We start from the raw sequence: 18,165 nt of genomic DNA, 5'->3' as shown, positions 1-18,165 counted from the left end.
AAATATATAGGTAAAATTAAAACTTTTTTGGATTGTTAAAATACCGTTTAACGCTCTTTAACAATGATTAACATTTCATTAATAGTTTGTACTTTTGTGTTTCACAAAATTAAAAAAATGCAATTAGAATTTTATAAATACCAAGGCACAGGCAATGATTTTGTAATGATTGACAACCGTACCGAATTTTTTCCAAAAGAGAACACAAAATTGATTGCTCAACTGTGTGACCGCCGATTTGGAATAGGAGGCGATGGTTTAATTTTGTTAGAAAATGACTTGGATACCGATTTTAAAATGGTGTATTACAACTCAGATGGAAACCAGAGTTCTATGTGTGGTAATGGTGGACGCTGTTTAGTGGCTTTCGCCAAAAAGCTTCAGGTTATTGAAAACAAAACTACATTTATTGCTACAGATGGTTTGCATCATGCTACCATTGACGAGAACGAAATTGTAGCTCTGCAAATGATTGATGTTGCAACCGTAAATGTGACTCCTGATTATGTGTTTTTAAATACAGGTTCACCACATCACGTGCAACTGGTTAAAGATCTAGAAAACTACGATGTAAAAAATATTGGAGCATCAATTAGATACGGAGATTTATACGGACAAGCAGGTAGTAATGTTAATTTTGTAGAGCAAATTAATGAAAATACCTTTTCTCTTCGAACGTATGAAAGAGGCGTTGAAGACGAAACACTTTCTTGCGGAACAGGCGCTACAGCAGTTGCAATAGCCATGAATGTACTCGGAAAAACAACTGCAACTGCTATTAACTTAAATGTTGAAGGCGGAAAATTAACTGTTTCATTTGATAATAATGAGGGTGTGTTTACCAATGTTTTTCTGAAAGGCCCAGCTCAATTTGTTTTTCAAGGTACAATTGAGATTTAATTTTTAGAAACTAGTATTAAAATTAAGCTAGGTTTATCTCTGTGTAACTTTGTGAAAAAAATAAATGAAAACATTAAAAGGCGATAATATTTACATTCGGGCATTAGAACCCAATGATTTAGAATTTATTTACGCAATTGAAAACGACCAAAGCATTTGGGAAGTAAGCAATACAAACACTCCATACAGTAGGTTTCTAGTCAAGCAATATTTAGAAAATGCACATCAAGATATTTACGAAGCTAAGCAGTTGCGTCTTGCTATTTGCCAAGATCAAGATTTTCCTGCGCTAGGATTGATAGATTTATTTGATTTCGATCCAAGGAATAATAGGGCAGGTGTGGGGATTGTAATTCAAAAGAACGAAAACCGAAATCAGAATATTGGCTCCGAAGCTTTGGAATTATTAATCGAATATGCATTCTATAATCTAAACTTACATCAATTATATGCAAATATTGGTGCCGAAAATGTAGCAAGTACCGCACTTTTTACTAAATTTGGATTTGAAATGATTGGTATAAAAAAAGATTGGACTTTGCATCAAGGAAATTACAAAGATGAAGCCATGTACCAGCTTATCAATACTAAATTTTAATTTTTCAAATTAAGATATAAGTATTTTTAAATCAATTATTTATGCTTCCGTAAAAAAAACTAAAAGCTTAAAAAAATAATACCACCCTATGAATACTAAGAAAATTATTAGCATTGTCTCAGTTGTTTTAATATCTGGATTGATGATCTATGGCATGATTTTATTAAAACAAATTTTCTCTGCCAATACTAAGTTTCCTGAGCAAGAAGTGTACGTTTATGTACCTACCGATTCTAAATATGAAGATGTCAAGAAAATTTTAAGCCCTTACGTAGAAAATTTAGAGCGTTTTGAGCTTGTAGCTTCTAAGCGAGGCTATATTGAAAATGTAATTCCAGGACGTTTTGTGATTAAAAAAGGAATGAGCAGCTATGATCTTGTAAAAACCTTACGTTTAAATTCGCCAGTAAAATTAGCATTCAACAATCAAGAACGAATAGAAAATCTTGCAGGTCGTGTAGGATCTCAGATAGAAGCGGATAGTTTGGTTTTGCTCAATACATTTAAAGATTCGGTTTTTTTGCAAGAAAACGGATTCAATGAGGAAAATATTTTAGCCATGTTTATTCCCAATACCTATGAAATTTATTGGAATACTCCAGCCGAAAAATTTCGAGATAAAATGATTAAAGAGTACCGCAACTTCTGGAACAAAGAGCGTACTGCAAAGGCAAAAGCGCAAGGCCTTACTCCAGTTGAAGCTACAATTTTAGCCTCAATTGTTCACAAAGAGTCGGTTAAAAAAGATGAAAGACCAAGAATTGCAGGAGTATATCTTAACCGATTGAAATTAGAAATGCCTTTACAAGCAGATCCTACGGTGATTTTTGCCATGAAAAAGAAAGCCAATGATTTTAACCAAGTAATCAAAAGAGTTTTTTACAATGACTTGACCATGCCTCATCCTTACAATACGTATATGAATGTGGGACTTCCTCCAGGACCTATTGCTATGCCTGATATTACTGCATTAGAGGCTGTTTTAAATCCAGAAAAAAATGATTTCATTTATTTTTGCGCTAGTGTTGACCGTTTTGGGTATCATGAATTTGCCGCTACATTGCCAGAACATAATGTAAACGCAAAAAAATATTCAGATTGGATTAACAATCAAGGTGTAGTAAGATAGTTGTGAACACTATTTTAAGATATATTTTTGTTGCTGTGTTTTTTTCTCAAATTGGCTTTTGCCAAAGCAAATTAAACAAGTTTCTAAAACCCTCGGATACAATACAAGTGCAAAGGCAAAAAACAGTGTTGGTTTCCCAAGCTGTGGTTGCAACAGGTACATTGCTTGCTTTGAATCAATTATGGTATGCTAATTATCCTAAATCTGATTTTCATTTTGTTAATGATAATGCAGAGTGGTTGCAAATGGATAAAGTAGGGCATGTTTTTTCATCCTATCAATTGGGGAGTTTTAGTGCTCAAATGCTCCATTGGAGTGGAGCTTCTAAAAAAAATCAACTACTTTACGGTGCAGGATTGGGTTTTGCATTCTTGACCGCAGTTGAGGTTATGGACGGTCAATCCTCAGAGTGGGGAGCTTCTATAGGTGATGTTGTTGCTAATGCTGCAGGAACGGGCTTGTACGTGTCACAAGAATTACTATGGGATGAACAACGCATACTGCCTAAATTTTCTTTTCATACTTCACCTTATGCACAATACCGTCCAGCAGTGTTAGGGAAATCCGTATCAGAACAAATCATAAAGGATTATAACGGACAAACGTATTGGCTCTCGATTAATTTACATTCCTTTGCTAAAAATTCTAAAATACCAAAATGGTTGAATGTTGCTTTGGGTTATGGAGCCGAAGGAATGGTAGCTGGAAATACTGCTACACTTGCTCCAAATGCGGCTTTTAATCCACAACGATACAGACAGTTTTACTTCAGTTTAGATGTTGACTTGACTAAAATCAAAACCAATTCTCATTTTTTGAAGACGGTTTTCTCGGTTTTTAATACGGTCAAAATTCCTGCACCTACAATAGAGTTCTCGCACTTAAACGGTATTAAATACCACTTCATCTATTTTTAGATAAGTTTAACGTGCTGATTATCAAGCTTGCTATTTTTTTTGTATCTTTGCGCATAGAAATTTCTTAACGGGACAGCGTTTTGAAGAAAAACAATTTATGATAAAGAAGTGGTATTTTTACACTAGTCTAGCTGTGATAACAGTATTTTTGAGCTTAGGTTTTAAACCTTTAAACTTAGAAACCAACCCGTGGTTTTTGATTAATGAACAAGATGGAACTCATTATTTATTCCCATCTGAAGAGCCAAGCGAATACGCTAATTTTAGTATTCCTTTCACTGGAAATTTTTTTATTGGTTTTAAAGAAGCCATAGGAACAAGAGAATCTCAAAGCAAGTACAAAAAAATTAATTCATTAGGATATTTAGGTAAATATCAATTTGGAATTGAAACTTTAAAATCAGTAGGTGTTCATAATAGCACCGCTTTTTTAAACAGCCCTGAACTTCAAGAAAAGGCTTTCATAGCACTTTTATCTAAGAACAAATGGGAATTACGCAATGAAATTGAAAAGTACAATGGCACCGTACTTCATGGTGTTCGAGTTACAGAATCTGGAATTTTAGCAGCAGCTCATCTAGGAGGTGCGGGATCTGTTAAAAAATATTTTAGATACAAAGGCAAACGCAATTTTAAAGATGCTTACGGAACTTCAATTAAGAGTTATATGAAACTTTTTGGAGGTTTTGACACTTCGTTTATTGTGCCAGATAATAATGCAACGGTGCATAATATCTAATTCGTTTTAATTCGATTTTATTTAATTAAGAGCAAAATTATTGTCATTAAATATTTAGGAAGATGTATTCTAAATGTTTTACAAAACAAAAAAATCACCATTTAGGTGATTTTTTTGTGCTTTTACTAAAGTTTTATTCAAAACTTTCGAGCAGTATTTCAAGTATTTTGATTGCTGCATCACTTATTTTTGTTCCAGGTCCAAAAACAGCTACCGCTCCAGCATCAAATAAAAATTGATAATCTTGAGCAGGGATTACTCCGCCTACAACCACCATGATATCTTCTCGTCCGTATTTTTTTAGTTCGTCAATTACTTGTGGCACGAGTGTTTTGTGTCCAGCAGCAAGTGAGGAAACACCTAGAATATGCACGTCATTTTCTACAGCTTGTTTGGCAGCTTCTTCGGGTGTTTGAAAAAGCGGACCAATATCCACATCAAATCCCACATCGGCATAACCAGTTGCTACTACTTTAGCACCTCTGTCGTGTCCGTCTTGCCCCATTTTTGCAATCATGATTCGAGGGCGACGGCCTTCTTTTACTGCAAATTCGTCGGCCAGTTGTTTTGCTTTTTCAAAACTTTTGTCGTCTTTTATTTCTTTACTATACACACCACTAAATGATTTTATTTGCGCTTTATACCTGCCAAAAACGGCTTCTAAGGCGTCACTAATTTCCCCAAGTGTAGTTCTGTTTCTGGCTGCTTCAACTGCAATTTCAAGTAAATTTCCCTCGCCAGTTTGAGCGCAAAGAGTCAGTTTTTTTAGTGAATCTTGTACTTTTTGGGTATCTCTAGACGCTTTAATTCGCTCTAATTGTTCTAGTTGCTGCTTTCGAACCATTTGATTGTCTACGTCAAGAATCTGTAATGGATCTTCCTTTTCTAATCGATATTGATTTACACCTACAATAATATCTTGTCCGCTGTCTATTCGGGCTTGCTTTCTTGCGGCAGCTTCTTCAATACGTAATTTTGGGATGCCAGATTCAATAGCTTTGGTCATTCCGCCAAGTTCTTCAACTTCTTCGATTAATTTCCATGCGTTTTCGGCAATTTCATTCGTCAAACTCTCTACATAATAACTGCCAGCCCATGGATCTACTGTTTTTGTAATTTTAGTTTCTTCTTGTAAATATAGCTGAGTATTTCTTGCAATCCTAGCTGAGAAATCTGTTGGCAATGCAATGGCTTCATCAAGTGCATTGGTATGTAAAGATTGTGTGCCACCAAAAGCGGCAGCAGCAGCTTCTATACAAGTTCTTGCTACATTATTAAATGGATCTTGTTCGGTTAAACTCCATCCCGATGTTTGACAATGCGTTCGTAACGCCAAAGACTTATCATCTTTCGGTTCGAATTGTTTGACTAATTTAGCCCAAATCATTCTGCCAGCTCGCATTTTTGCAATTTCCATAAAATGATTCATTCCTATTGCCCAGAAAAAAGACAAACGCGGAGCAAATTCGTCTATTTTCATTCCTGTGGCTAAACCAGTTCTGATGTATTCTAATCCATCTGCTAATGTGTACGCAAGTTCAATATCGGCTGTTGCTCCGGCTTCTTGCATGTGGTAACCAGAAATTGAAATGGAATTGAATTTAGGCATGTTTTTACTGGTATACTCAAAGATATCAGCAATTATTTTCATAGAAGGTGTAGGCGGATAAATATAGGTATTACGCACCATGAACTCCTTTAGAATATCATTTTGAATGGTTCCAGAAAGTAATTCAGCTTTAACACCTTGCTCTTCTGCAGCTACAATATAAAAAGCCATTATAGGTAAAACAGCACCGTTCATGGTCATGGATACTGACATTTCATCAAGAGGGATTTGGTCAAAAAGCACCTTCATATCCTCAACTGAATCTATAGCCACACCTGCTTTTCCTACATCGCCTACAACACGTTCGTGATCTGAATCATATCCTCTATGGGTAGGTAAGTCAAAAGCTACTGAAAGTCCTTTTTGTCCTGCAGCTAAGTTTCTGCGGTAAAAAGCATTACTTTCTTCGGCTGTAGAAAATCCAGCATATTGTCTTACTGTCCAAGGACGGCGAACATACATGGTAGCATACGGTCCACGTAAATTGGGTGCGAAACCAGCTCCAAAATCTAGATGTGTCAGCTTGTCAATATCTTGCTGTGTGTACGTAGGTTTTAGCTCTATTCCCTCTGCCGTTAGAAATGCATCAGCCACAGCATTTTCATTCTCCACATTTATAGGGTTGCTTTCTAATTTTATATGTTGTAAATCTTTTCTTTTCATTTGTTTGTTACAAAGATTATAGTTTTTGAAATTTTAATTCCTTTCAATCCATATTTCGGCATTTCTTGAAGTATGAAAAATAGCTTTAATGACAATTGTGTGATCATAGCTGTTGAAATGAATTAAGTATGGAAAATTTTCAATTAAAGCTACTCTAGTCTCATCATATCTTATTTGAAAAAGTAGCGGATTTGATTTAATTACTTTTAAACTTTCCTTGAAAGAATTGGTGAACTTAATGCCCAATATTGGTTGGATGCTTTTGTACCATTTCAAAGCTGTTTTGAAATCAAGTTTAGCTTCTTCTATAATTACAATTTTATAACTCACTGTCAATATCTTTTAGAAAATCATCGATATCTTGAGCTGAAGACGGATTTTTAAGATATTTCTCAGTTCTTTCTCTAACTTGGTCCATTTGCCATTGAGGGATTTCTACATTATTCAACTTGGGAAGAATAATCACTTCAACTTCATCAGCATTAAAATCATCTGGCAGTGTAATACTTATTTTGTGATTTTTTACCTTAACAATTTGTCTTATGGCGTCCATTATTTTAAATTTTAAGTAAAGTAAATATAGTCTTTTCCATTGGTATTGAATTAAATAACAATTTCGTCCTGACTATTCAAGCTCTAATCGTTCTTGTTCTATTTTTTCTGCCAAACGTTTTTCAATGATGGGTGTAATCAAGGTTTTTCTTGGCTTGACTTTTACAAAAGGAAATAACTCTAAATCATGTTTCATTTTATCCTGTTTGTTAGGATGTTTGTTAGTTCCTAACAAAATTTCTTTGCCAGAATCAAATAGTTCTTGCGCTGCATCTGCACTTTCTTGAATTTTCCTTTTTATGGTTCCTTCATTTAATTGTTTTAGGAAACCTCCATTTGCCTCAATGTCTTTAAACAAGGCTAAAGCTTTTTCTGCAAGTTGTTGCGTTAGATTTTCAATATAATAACTGCCATCGGCGGGGTTGTTTACTTTGTCAAAATAACTTTCGTTTTTAAGAATTAGCAATTGATTACGGGCTATTCTATCTCCAAATTCATTATCCTTATGGTACAAGGCATCGTAAGGTAAATTGGCAACAGTATCAGCACCGCCAAGTATTGCACTCATACATTCGGTAGTGGTGCGCAACATATTTACGTTATAATCATACAAAGTTTTATTTCTTTTGGTAGGAAAAGCGATAATGTTACACGGTAGCGTATGGTTATATTCTTTAGCAATTAAGTTAAATAGGATACGCAGTGCACGCAATTTTGCAATTTCAAAGAAATAGTTAGTCCCAACGGCTATTTCAAAAACGATAGGTTTTGAAATTGATTCCACACGATTAAAATACTCATTTACATGTCCTAAACTATATGCAATTTGCTGCACAATTGTAGCACCAGCATTTTGATACAATGCGCCGTTTACACTAATAAAAGAAACTGATTTTGTGGATGACGCTATAATATTCAAGCTATCAAAATTACTTTTTTCTTGTGTTGAAAACCAATTCCCATCTTTGGCAAGTTGGCCTATTGGATCTAAATTACAAAAAATAGTAACGTTACTTTTTTTAGCAAAATCCTCTATTTTTTTCACGAAATCGATTGAAAAAAATCTTAGGTTAAAATAGACGGTAATCCCTTGAAGAGCTATTTTTTCTAATAAAAGGGTGATGTCTACAGTTTCGTCTTCAATAGTAAACCTCAAGCTATCAGCGCCTCTATTTAATGCGTCTTGAGCTCTTTCAATTGATTTTGAGACATCAAAAACAAAAATATTTTGACAAATTTTGAACTCAGTAGCTTTTGTTCCACTGTTTAAAGCGGGACTAGTTTCATCTTTGTGGTAAAATGGTTTTACCATGATATCCTCAGGGGAATTCCAAACTAAGGTTTCGTTATAATCCGCTCCTTTGAGTTCGTACTGGATTTTTTGTTTCCATTGTTTGGACGAAACAGGATCAAAATCTTCAAAAAGGTTTGTATTCATCTTTTTTATAGTTTTCATCATCTTTATCCCTAAAAAAAGGACACCGATTTATGTTGTTTTATTGGGCTGTTAGCGTATGTAATAATCCTTATGCAATGCGAAATCAGAAATAGAATTTTACTTTTTTAAAGTATCGTTTTCAAATTCTATAATGTAAATGTCTTCGCTATCTTTTTTCATGTAATATTTTTCCCGAGCATATTTTTCTATTTGTTCGGAATTTTTTAATTGCTTGATATTTTCTTTATCTTTCTTAATTTCCTCTTTATAATAAGTTGCATTTTCCTCTAAATCGTGGATTTGTTCATCTAAAATCCGATGGTTAAAATAAGAGTAATTATCTAAAAAAATCATCCAGATACAAAAAAACAAGGACACCCAAACATACTTATTACTCAAGAATCTAAGCCAAGGATTGTTTTTAAATTTGTTTTTCATGTTCTACTATAATGCTATTAGATACTGGATCAGTATTTTTTATAAAGATACGGTAATTTATGAAATCCTTTGGTTAATTACTGCTCTAACCACATCAATTGCCACGGTGTTGTACTTGTCATTAGGAATAATGATATCAGCAAAAGCTTTTGTAGGTTCTATAAACTGCTCATGCATTGGTTTCAATGTATTTTGATATCGGTTGATTACTTCGTTCATATCGCGACCACGTTCTGCAATGTCGCGTTTCATCCGTCGAATTAGGCGCTCATCACTATCAGCGTGAACGTATATTTTAACATCAAATAATTCTCTTAACTCTGGATTTGCAAGGATAAGAATTCCCTCTACAATCATTACTTTTCTAGGATGTGTAAAAACAGTATCGTCTGTTCTATTATGAGTTACAAAAGAATACACAGGTTGGTGAATGTTATTTCCTGCTTTTAGTTCTTTTAAATGCGAAACTAATAAAGGAAAATCAATGGCTCTAGGATGGTCAAAGTTGATTAAGGCTCTTTCATCAAATGAGAGTCCGTGGTTCTCTTTGTAGTATGAATCTTGGGAAATAATTCCTACCTCAGTTTGCGGCAACTCATTCATTATTTGATGTACAACAGTTGTTTTACCGCTACCTGTTCCTCCTGCAATTCCTATAATTAGCATATGTGTATTATTATGTTTTTAATGTGGCAAAAATAGGAATTTTAATGGGGTAGTTTTTCATTTTTAGAATAAAAATTAGTGCAATAACATGCTTTTTTTTGTCCTTTATGAATGCGGATTTAGTATCTTTATTATTTAAAATCTAAGCCATCGTGTACACACAAATTAATGCTAATATTAGTAGGTATGTCTCTTTTAGTTCAAGCGAGTTAGAAATTTTTAATTCTCTTTTAACGCATAAATTTGTGCCTAAAAAATCCATGTTGCTGCAGGAAGGTGAGAAATGTAACTTCGAAATTTTTGTAATTAAAGGCTGTGTCCGAAAGTATTATATTGATGCCAATGGATTTGAAGTCATTTTACAATTTGCCATAGAAAATGCTTGGGTAAGTGATAGTTCATTTAGTATTTATGAAAGCAATCCCAGTCGGGTTTTTATAGAAACTCTTGAGGATTGTGAGTTTTTTGTTTTTAGTCCAGATACTAAAGAGGAATTATTTGCGACAGCACCACGATTCGAAAGGGCTTTTAGGATTTTAATGCAACGAAGTTTGGCGGTAACTCAAGAGCGTTTGTTTCTTACTATGGCTAAAACCGCTACCGAAAAATACAAAGAATTCACAGCGCAATATCCCACTCTCTCGCAACGTGTGGCACAACATTATATTGCTTCTTATTTGGGCATTTCGGCTGAATTTTTAAGCAAAATAAGAACAAAAATGACTAAGAAATAATGTAGAAAATTGTTTTTCTTGTCCTAGTTCAATGTCCTAGTTTCTTTTTTGTTGCAATTTTGTACTCTAATTTTAAATTACTACATCATGGAAAACACAACGATACCTCAAGAAAATGCTTTAACTCATTATGAACTATACAAAGCAGATACTCGTGGGCATGCTAATCATGGCTGGTTAGAGTCCTATCACACTTTTAGTTTTGCTAATTACCACAACAAAGATCGAATGAATTTTGGAGTACTTCGTGTTTTAAATGATGATAGAGTGAATCAAGGTATGGGTTTTGGGAAACATCCACATGATAACATGGAAATAATATCCATTCCATTAGAAGGAGATCTTGAACATCAAGACAGCATGGGAAATACAACGGTGATCAAAGAAGGAGATATTCAAGTGATGAGTGCTGGTACTGGAATTTTTCATAGCGAGTACAATAAAAATCAAGATCAATTGGTTAAGTTTTTGCAAATTTGGATTTATCCAAATAAAAAAAATGTAACTCCACGTTACGACCAAATCACTCTTGATTTAACGGACCGTCATAATAAATTGCAACAAATTTTATCTCCTAATCCAGAGGATGAGGGCGTGTGGATTCATCAAGACGCTTGGTTTCATATTGGCAAGTTTGATAACATGCATTCAGTTAATTACCAATTGAAGAAATCTGGAAATGGCGTTTATGCTTTTATTTTGAAAGGTGATTTTACAATAGGGGGTATTTCTTTAAATGAACGTGATGGTTTAGGGATTTGGGATACGAATACCTTTGATATTGTTGCAAATAGTGAAGAAGCTCAAATTTTATTGATGGAAGTTCCTATGCAATTGTAATACAGGTAATTGAAAATTTTGTGTTTTATAGAGTTCGTTTTTTCTAAATGATTTGTAGGAGTAATAAATTTAATGGTTAATAAACATTCTTTGTATGAGCATTTCACCCCAAATAAATATTTTATATGTAGGCTTACATAAAGAAATAACTGCAACTGTAGTGCGATTGATTAATGCAAATGAAAACTGGAACGGAATAGGAGTGTGTGATGTTCATCAAGCAAGGCAGTCTTTTGCCGAAATTCCATTTTCACTAGTGTTATTGGGATCTGGTTTAGATGAGGAATGTGAAACCGAATTATGTTCTTTTTTTAGAAAAGAAAATTCAAATATAAAAATAGTACAACATTACGGCGGAGGAAGTGGCTTGCTCAAAAGCGAAATCCTATTAGCCTTGGAAATTTAAAAAAGTAAAAGAGGATAGTAAAACAAACTGAACTGCCCCCAAAAAGTTAGACGCTATTTGGGGGCATTTTTATGGAAAGAAAAGTCAAGTACAATTATGAATTTAAACTTCGCTGTGTGGCAGAAGTTCTAAGAAAACATCGTTCGGTTTATTCGGTAGCCTATGAAAATGGTATATCAAGTTCTAATCTTGATCGCTGGATTAAGTTTTATATTGAATTTGGAAATGAGGGTCTTTTACCAAGACAGAAAAACAAAAACTATAGTATAAACTTTAAACTGAAAGTACTACGAGCTATTGAAAATAAGTCAATATCTTTGAGTAAAGCTTGTTTAACTTTTAATATTCCAAGAGAGTCAACTATAACAAGTTGGCAAAGAAAATACGAAATTGAAGGAGCAGCAGGTTTACAAGATAAACCTAAAGGCAGACCTGTAACTATGAATTTTAAGAGAAAGCAACGAAAAACAGATAAACCATTAACCAGAGAAGAAGAACTTCTAAAAGAACTTGAATATTTACGAGCAGAGAACGAAATTTTAAAAAAGTTCAATGCCTTAGTTCAAGCCGAACAAGCCAAGCAAAACAAAAGGCTCAAACCATAATGGAATTAAGGCATAAATACGATTTAGAGGTTCTACTCAATTGTATGAAAATGGTCAGAAGTAGTTATTATTACTATGAAAAAAGAAGTCAATTAGTTGACAAATACAAGGATATTAAAGAATTGATTAAGCAGATTTACAATCACCATAAAGGCAGATTGGGTTATCGTCGTATTACTTTAGTAATCAGACAAAAGGGAATTATAATTAATCACAAAACAGTATTACGATTGATGAAAAGTTTAGGATTGAAAAGTTTAATACGAGTTAAAAAATACAAATCCTACAAAGGCGAACAAGGAAAAATAACTCCAAATATTTTACAACGCAATTTTAAAGCAGCAAATCCCTATGAAAAATGGGCAACTGATGTAACAGAGTTTAATGTTTCAGGCAACAAATTATATCTATCACCTATTATTGATTTATATAATGGAGAAATAATAAGTTACGAATTATCTGAAAGACCTAATTTTAATCAAATAACCAACATGCTTAAAAAGTCTTTTAAACGAATACCTAATAATACCAATCTAATACTGCACTCAGATCAGGGCTGGCAATATCAAATGAAACAATATCAAACACTATTGAAAGAAAAAGGATTAGTACAAAGTATGTCTAGAAAAGGAAACTGTTTGGATAATGCAATTATTGAAAACTTCTTTGGAATATTAAAATCAGAACTGTTTTATATTATGAAATTTAGAGACATAAACCACTTAAAAACTGAAATTATACAATATATCAAATATTACAATAATGAAAGAATAAAACTCAATTTAAAAGGAATGAGCCCGATACAATATCGAGCTCATTATTATCAAAATTAATTATAAATTTGTCTAAACTTTGGGGTGCAGTATAAACGTTGAACTATCCTCTTTTTATATCTAAAAAAACGTGTAATTATTTATTTTTTTTAGCCTTGATCATCATTTCTAGTTGATCCCAAAGTTCCTCTGGAATAGCTTCCAGTAAATTAAATTGACCAGCTCCTTTAAGCCATTCACCGCCATCAATAGTAATAACATCTCCGTTGATATAGGCTGAAAAATCAGATACTAAATAAGCTGCAAGGTTAGCTAATTCTTGGTGATCACCCACACGTTTTAAAGGCACTTTTTTTGCCATATCAAACTTCTCGGCTAAATCTCCAGGAAGTAATCTATCCCAAGCTCCCTTTGTAGGGAACGGTCCTGGCGCAATAGCATTAGTACGAATGCCATATTTAGCCCATTCTACAGCTAAACTTCTAGTCATGGCTAACACTCCCGCTTTTGCAGTAGCACTTGGCACTACATAAGCTGATCCTGTCCAAGCATAAGTGGTTACAATATTTAAAACAGTTGATGAGGCTTGTTTGGTATCGATCCAATGTTTTCCAAAAGCCAACGTACAGTTTTTAGTTCCTTTAAGTACAATATCAATAACGGTATCAAATGCATTTGACGAAAGTCGCTCAGTAGGTGAAATGAAATTTCCAGCAGCATTGTTAAGCAATACATCTACTTTTTCAAAGGTTTTTAAAACTTCTTGAAGCATATTTTCTACTTCTTCATAATGACGTACATCACATTGAATAGGCAAACAAGTTCCACCAGTTTCCTGCTCCAACTCAGCAGCTGTATTTTTTAACTTTTCAATATCTCTTGAAGAAATAGCAACTTTTGCTCCTAATTCTAAGAAATATTTGGTCATCGCTTTACCTAGTCCGCTGCCACCACCTGTTACAACAATTACTTTTCCTTGTAGCGCATCGTCGCGTAACATTTTATCTGTATAACTCATATCTTGATATTTTTTAATGTAAATATAATAAAATAAAAATAGTATGCATGCATAATAAAAAGAAATACTTTGAAATAATTAAACTGTACACAATCGTAATGCTGCTTCTTTGAGAGTGTAATCGTCCTTAGCAAAACAAAAACGGATGAGTTTTAAATCTCTACCATCAGCATAAAAGGTTGAAATTGGAATTGCAGCAACGCCATAATCGGTAATTAAACGTTTGCAAAAATCCACGTCATTTTCCTGAGATATCTTGGCATAAGAAGCTACCTGAAAGTATGTTCCTTCACAGGGTAGCAGGTCAAATCTGCTAGAAATAAGCAGTTCTTTAAAATAATCGCGCTTTGCTTGGTATTGTTTTTTAATTTCAGAAAGATCAACAATATCAATGTATTCGCTAATGGTCATTTGGCTTATGCTATTCACGCTAAAAACAAGGAACTGATGTACTTTTTTAATTTCAATCATCAATGTTTCGGGAGCCACAACATATCCTATTTTCCAACCTGTGATGTGAAAGGATTTACCAAAAGAGGAGATCATGACACAGCGATCCCGAATTTTTTTTCTAGTGTGCGCTGATATATGTTTGTCTTCAAATGTGATGTATTCATACACTTCATCTGAAAGCAATATAATGTTAGGATGTTTTTCCAGAGTAGTCTCTAGACTTTCAATGTCCTCATTACTCAATATTTTTCCGGTAGGATTATGCGGATTTGTGATAATAATCATTCTGGTTTTTGAGGTACAAGCACTCGCAATTCGCTCCCAATTTGGTGTATAATCATCATGAAGCGGAATCCTAATAGGTGTAGCTTGACTTAGTAAAACTGGAGCCTCATAACAATCATAACTGGGATCCAGAATAATCACTTCGTCACCACTATTTACTAGAGCCATAATGGTTGTAAAAATCCCTTGTGTAGCGCCCGCAGTCACTAGGATTTCAGTTTCAGGATTCAAAATTCTGTCGTAAGAACGTTCTACCAACTTAGAAATTTGATGTAGTAAAGGAGGATATCCTGCCATGGGTGTATATTGATGCACATTTTCTTGGGACAAACGCGCCACAATAGCAGTCAACTTTTCATCAACAGGAAAGTTAGGAAATCCTTGGGATAGATTAATGGCATTGTGTTCTGACGCCATTTTAGACATTATTGTAAAAATACTCGTTTTTACATTCGGAAGTTTACTCATGAAATAGTCAATTAAAACACGTTAAAAATAAGGATTTAATACATACCATCAGTGCTATCAAACAAAAAAGAGATTTCTTTAATAGGCAGAGTTGTTTTCCTTTGGGCGTGACCCTACAAAAAAAGGGGCTTGATCACCGTAACAGTGACAAAGCCCCTTTTTTTGTAGCGTCGGGCTATACGCAGTACTTCGGTACTTGCTGCTATCCCTCACGCAAACAAATCTACATCTTATGAATAATAAAAATAGTAGGTCGTTTATGTAAATCAATAGTCTCTTTTTTCCAAGCTGCTATTTTTTTGGTCTTAATATATTCAGTAGGCAACGTAATATCAGTTGCAATACACAAGTGTGTCTCTGGATGCAATATTTGAATTAAGTCTTCCAGTAACTTATTATTTCGATAAGGAGTTTCAATAAAAATCTGAGACTGATTTTTTTCAAATGAGATTCTCTCTAAGGTTTTTAAACTGGATTTTTTTTCGTCTTTCTCAATGGGTAAATAACCATGAAAAGTAAAACTTTGTCCATTCATTCCAGATGCCATCATTGCTAGTAATATTGAGGATGGTCCTACTAATGGAACTACTTGTATACCTTTTTCATGTGCTAGTTTTACAATCACGGCACCAGGATCGGCCACGCCAGGACAGCCGGCTTCGCTCATAAGCCCCATGCTATGGCCTTCAAGCAAAGGTTTTATAAACTCAAGATGTTCTTTCGTTTCGGTATGTTTGTTTAAAACATAAAGGGTAAGATCAGCTTGCTTTTTTTCGGGACATACTAATTTGATTGATTTTCTGGCTGTTTTGTCATTTTCAACAATATAATAGTCTAGTAATTCTATGTTTCTTTTTATAGTTTGCGGAAAAACATCCATAGGATCACAATCACCCATTGTTGTAGGGATTAAATAAAGTTTGCCTAGAGAAGTTTTACTGTTCATATACTGTAATTTTAAGTCTTGAATGATTACTTTTTAGAAAACTAAATTGCATCAATATAATTAGGGGTGTTGTTTTTTTAGTTTGTCTGCAATGATATCGCAAACTTCGTTTAGCATGTTGAAAACCATTTCAAATCCATTTGATAATCCATAATAAGGATCAGGAACATCAACATTTTCACCTGGAAATAATTCATTCAAGATCATTTTAACTTTTGCTTGATGCTCAGGAGTTGCTGCAAGTTGCATAACATCATCATAATTTGAACTGTCCATTACGTAAATGTAGTCATAAAGGTCAAAATCTTTTGGACTAAAATGTTTGCCTCTTTGATGTGCAATAGAAATGTTATTTTTTTTTGCAACTGCTATAGAACGATCATCAGGTGATTTACCCACGTGCCAAGAACCGGTACCGGCTGAGTCTACAATAAATTTTTCAGGATCAAGTTTAGATGCCAATACTCCCTCAGCCAATGGTGACCGACAGATATTACCCAAACAAACCATGAGAATTTTAGTAGGCATGAGGTATTTACAACGTTAATTTTTTATTGATATCGTCAACAAATTTTTTGAATTGTTTGTCAGTAGCAACAAGGTTATCAACTGTTTTACAAGCATGTAAAACAGTAGCATGATCACGATCACCTATCTGTGAACCAATATTAGCTAGTGACGCTTTGGTAAACTTTTTGGCAAAAAACATAGCAAGTTGACGGGCTTGTACCACATGTCTTTTTCTAGTTTTTGATTGTAGAGTCTCTAAATCTAATTGAAAGTAATCTGAAACTATTTTTTGAATGTAATCAATTGAAATTTCACGTTTTACATTTTTAACGAATTTTTCAACTACACTTTTCGCTAGGTCAAGAGTTACTTCTTTTTTATTGAATGAGGATTGTGCTATCAATGAAATGATGGCACCTTCTAGCTCCCTAACATTTGATTTGATATTGCGAGCTACGTACTCAATAATATCCTCAGGTATTTCAACTCCATCTCTATATAAAATATTTTTTAAGATAGAAATTCTAGTTTCATAATCGGGTTGGTGAATTTCAGCAGACAATCCCCATTTGAATCTTGAAAGCAAACGCTGTTCAATGTCTTGCATGTCAACAGGAGCTTTGTCAGATGTTAGAATTACCTGTTTTCCGTTTTGATGCAAGTAGTTGAATATGTGGAAAAACACATCCTGAGTGCCTGATTTACCAGAAAGGAATTGAACATCATCAATGATTAAAACATCAATCAATTGATAAAAATGGATAAAATCGTTTCGGTTATTTTTCTTAACCGAGTCAATATATTGCTGCGTAAATATCTCAGCAGAAATATACAAAACAGTTTTCTCTGGATATTTATCTTTTATTTCTACACCTATTGCATGTGCAAGGTGCGTTTTACCTAGTCCTACACCTCCAAAGATTAGTAAAGGATTAAATGATGTTCCACCAGGTTTATTGGCCACAGCCATCCCTGCTGAACGAGCCAATCTGTTGGAGTCTCCTTCAAGAAAATTATCAAAACTATAATTGGCGTTAAGCTGTGATTCAATCTTAAGATTTCGAATACCCGGAATTACGAAAGGATTTTTGAGCTCTGGGTTTAAATTTTTAAATGGAGCATCAACTTCTTGAGGTTTCATGGAAACCCTGTTAGCACTTGGCAACTGTTCTGTAAACGGTTGTTTGTTGCCATAGGTGTTTTCCATTCTAATTTTATAAAGTAACTTAGCATTTTTTCCAAGTTCTTTAGTCAAGGCTACTTTTAAAAGTTTTACATAGTGTTCCTCTAACCATTCGTAGAAAAATTTACTAGGTACTTGAATATATAATGCGTTATCGGTAAGTTCAACTGACTTGATAGGTTCGAACCAAGTTTTATAGGCTTGGTCTTGAATGTTGTCTTTTATGAAAGACAAACAGTTTTCCCATACTGATTGAGCAGTTTTGTTCATATATTCTAAATAAATTGTTTTTTAT

Annotated in this window: 21 protein-coding genes; 10 read left to right on the top strand and 11 right to left on the bottom strand. The window is 33.9% G+C overall.

Annotated features, from left to right (window positions below; all coding sequences use genetic code 11):
* Positions 1–117: 117 nt before the first annotated feature.
* The 5 genes from dapF to LQ189_RS11600 all read left to right on the top strand — a co-directional run bounded on the left by dapF (position 118) and on the right by LQ189_RS11600 (position 4,283).
* On the top strand, positions 118–900 hold the full coding sequence (gene dapF, locus LQ189_RS11620) for a diaminopimelate epimerase (RefSeq protein ID WP_230157260.1): 783 nt from the start codon (positions 118–120) through the stop codon (positions 898–900).
* Positions 901–964: 64 nt separating this feature from the next.
* Positions 965–1,498 carry a GNAT family N-acetyltransferase gene (locus tag LQ189_RS11615; RefSeq protein ID WP_230157259.1) on the top strand — a complete coding sequence of 178 codons (534 nt, stop codon included), beginning with the start codon at positions 965–967 and terminating at the stop codon, positions 1,496–1,498.
* Positions 1,499–1,586: 88 nt separating this feature from the next.
* Complete coding sequence (gene mltG / locus LQ189_RS11610; RefSeq protein ID WP_230157257.1) at positions 1,587–2,627, top strand: endolytic transglycosylase MltG; 1,041 nt, start codon at positions 1,587–1,589, stop codon at positions 2,625–2,627.
* A gap of 2 nt (positions 2,628–2,629) precedes the next feature.
* Positions 2,630–3,544, top strand: coding sequence for a DUF2279 domain-containing protein (locus LQ189_RS11605; RefSeq protein ID WP_370634849.1), 915 nt, complete (start codon positions 2,630–2,632; stop codon positions 3,542–3,544).
* Positions 3,545–3,641: 97 nt separating this feature from the next.
* Positions 3,642–4,283 carry a peptidoglycan-binding protein LysM gene (locus tag LQ189_RS11600; RefSeq protein WP_086454252.1) on the top strand — a complete coding sequence of 214 codons (642 nt, stop codon included), beginning with the start codon at positions 3,642–3,644 and terminating at the stop codon, positions 4,281–4,283.
* A 133-nt stretch (positions 4,284–4,416) separates the two neighbouring features.
* On the opposite strand, the gene scpA is transcribed toward LQ189_RS11600, so the two are convergent.
* From scpA to udk, 6 genes are all read right to left on the bottom strand, one after another.
* Positions 4,417–6,555, bottom strand: a complete 2,139-nt coding sequence (gene scpA / locus LQ189_RS11595) for a methylmalonyl-CoA mutase (protein ID WP_230157255.1) — start codon at positions 6,553–6,555, stop codon at positions 4,417–4,419.
* Between the two features lie 33 nt (positions 6,556–6,588).
* Positions 6,589–6,885 carry a hypothetical protein gene (locus LQ189_RS11590; RefSeq protein ID WP_086454254.1) on the bottom strand — a complete coding sequence of 99 codons (297 nt, stop codon included), beginning with the start codon at positions 6,883–6,885 and terminating at the stop codon, positions 6,589–6,591.
* Entirely contained in the window at positions 6,875–7,108 is a 234-nt protein-coding gene (locus LQ189_RS11585) for a hypothetical protein (protein WP_086454255.1), read from the bottom strand. Before LQ189_RS11585 ends, LQ189_RS11590 begins: the two co-directional genes overlap by 11 nt.
* Positions 7,109–7,180: 72 nt before the next feature.
* Entirely contained in the window at positions 7,181–8,545 is a 1,365-nt protein-coding gene (locus tag LQ189_RS11580; protein ID WP_230157252.1) for a methylmalonyl-CoA mutase subunit beta, read from the bottom strand.
* Positions 8,546–8,662: 117 nt separating this feature from the next.
* Positions 8,663–8,983 (bottom strand): septum formation initiator family protein, encoded by a 321-nt coding sequence (locus tag LQ189_RS11575; RefSeq protein WP_230157250.1) that lies wholly within the window; start codon positions 8,981–8,983, stop codon positions 8,663–8,665.
* A 57-nt stretch (positions 8,984–9,040) separates the two neighbouring features.
* Entirely contained in the window at positions 9,041–9,649 is a 609-nt protein-coding gene (gene udk, locus LQ189_RS11570) for a uridine kinase (RefSeq protein ID WP_086454257.1), read from the bottom strand.
* 152 nt (positions 9,650–9,801) lie between these two features.
* Between udk and LQ189_RS11565 the strand changes: the two genes are divergently transcribed.
* The 5 genes from LQ189_RS11565 (at position 9,802) to LQ189_RS11545 (ending at position 13,067) form a co-directional block, all read left to right on the top strand.
* Positions 9,802–10,383 carry a Crp/Fnr family transcriptional regulator gene (locus tag LQ189_RS11565; RefSeq protein WP_230157248.1) on the top strand — a complete coding sequence of 194 codons (582 nt, stop codon included), beginning with the start codon at positions 9,802–9,804 and terminating at the stop codon, positions 10,381–10,383.
* 87 nt (positions 10,384–10,470) lie between these two features.
* The gene (locus LQ189_RS11560; protein WP_230157245.1) at positions 10,471–11,223 is read left to right on the top strand and encodes a pirin family protein; all 753 of its coding nucleotides are present in this window, start codon (positions 10,471–10,473) and stop codon (positions 11,221–11,223) included.
* A 94-nt stretch (positions 11,224–11,317) separates the two neighbouring features.
* Complete coding sequence (locus tag LQ189_RS11555; protein ID WP_230157243.1) at positions 11,318–11,629, top strand: hypothetical protein; 312 nt, start codon at positions 11,318–11,320, stop codon at positions 11,627–11,629.
* A gap of 71 nt (positions 11,630–11,700) precedes the next feature.
* Positions 11,701–12,234 (top strand): helix-turn-helix domain-containing protein, encoded by a 534-nt coding sequence (locus LQ189_RS11550; RefSeq protein ID WP_255667772.1) that lies wholly within the window; start codon positions 11,701–11,703, stop codon positions 12,232–12,234.
* On the top strand, positions 12,144–13,067 hold the full coding sequence (locus LQ189_RS11545; RefSeq protein ID WP_230158597.1) for an IS3 family transposase: 924 nt from the start codon (positions 12,144–12,146) through the stop codon (positions 13,065–13,067). Before LQ189_RS11550 ends, LQ189_RS11545 begins: the two co-directional genes overlap by 91 nt.
* A gap of 76 nt (positions 13,068–13,143) precedes the next feature.
* Here LQ189_RS11545 and LQ189_RS11540 read toward each other — a convergent pair whose 3' ends face one another.
* The 5 genes from LQ189_RS11540 to dnaA form a co-directional block, all read right to left on the bottom strand.
* Positions 13,144–14,025, bottom strand: coding sequence for an SDR family oxidoreductase (locus LQ189_RS11540; protein ID WP_230157241.1), 882 nt, complete (start codon positions 14,023–14,025; stop codon positions 13,144–13,146).
* Positions 14,026–14,103: 78 nt separating this feature from the next.
* Positions 14,104–15,231 carry a methionine aminotransferase gene (locus tag LQ189_RS11535; RefSeq protein WP_230157239.1) on the bottom strand — a complete coding sequence of 376 codons (1,128 nt, stop codon included), beginning with the start codon at positions 15,229–15,231 and terminating at the stop codon, positions 14,104–14,106.
* A gap of 223 nt (positions 15,232–15,454) precedes the next feature.
* Complete coding sequence (locus LQ189_RS11530; protein ID WP_230157237.1) at positions 15,455–16,177, bottom strand: SAM-dependent methyltransferase; 723 nt, start codon at positions 16,175–16,177, stop codon at positions 15,455–15,457.
* A 60-nt stretch (positions 16,178–16,237) separates the two neighbouring features.
* Positions 16,238–16,705, bottom strand: a complete 468-nt coding sequence (locus LQ189_RS11525; RefSeq protein ID WP_230157235.1) for a low molecular weight protein-tyrosine-phosphatase — start codon at positions 16,703–16,705, stop codon at positions 16,238–16,240.
* A 7-nt stretch (positions 16,706–16,712) separates the two neighbouring features.
* The gene (gene dnaA, locus LQ189_RS11520; protein WP_086453784.1) at positions 16,713–18,140 is read right to left on the bottom strand and encodes a chromosomal replication initiator protein DnaA; all 1,428 of its coding nucleotides are present in this window, start codon (positions 18,138–18,140) and stop codon (positions 16,713–16,715) included.
* Positions 18,141–18,165: the final 25 nt, after the last annotated feature.

The organism is Flavobacterium sp. CECT 9288 (assembly GCF_918731615.1).
In the GTDB taxonomy this organism is placed as follows: Bacteria; Bacteroidota; Bacteroidia; order Flavobacteriales; family Flavobacteriaceae; genus Flavobacterium.
The sequence above is the reverse complement of the archived record's forward strand: the minus strand, read 5'-3'. Positions and strand labels throughout refer to the sequence as shown.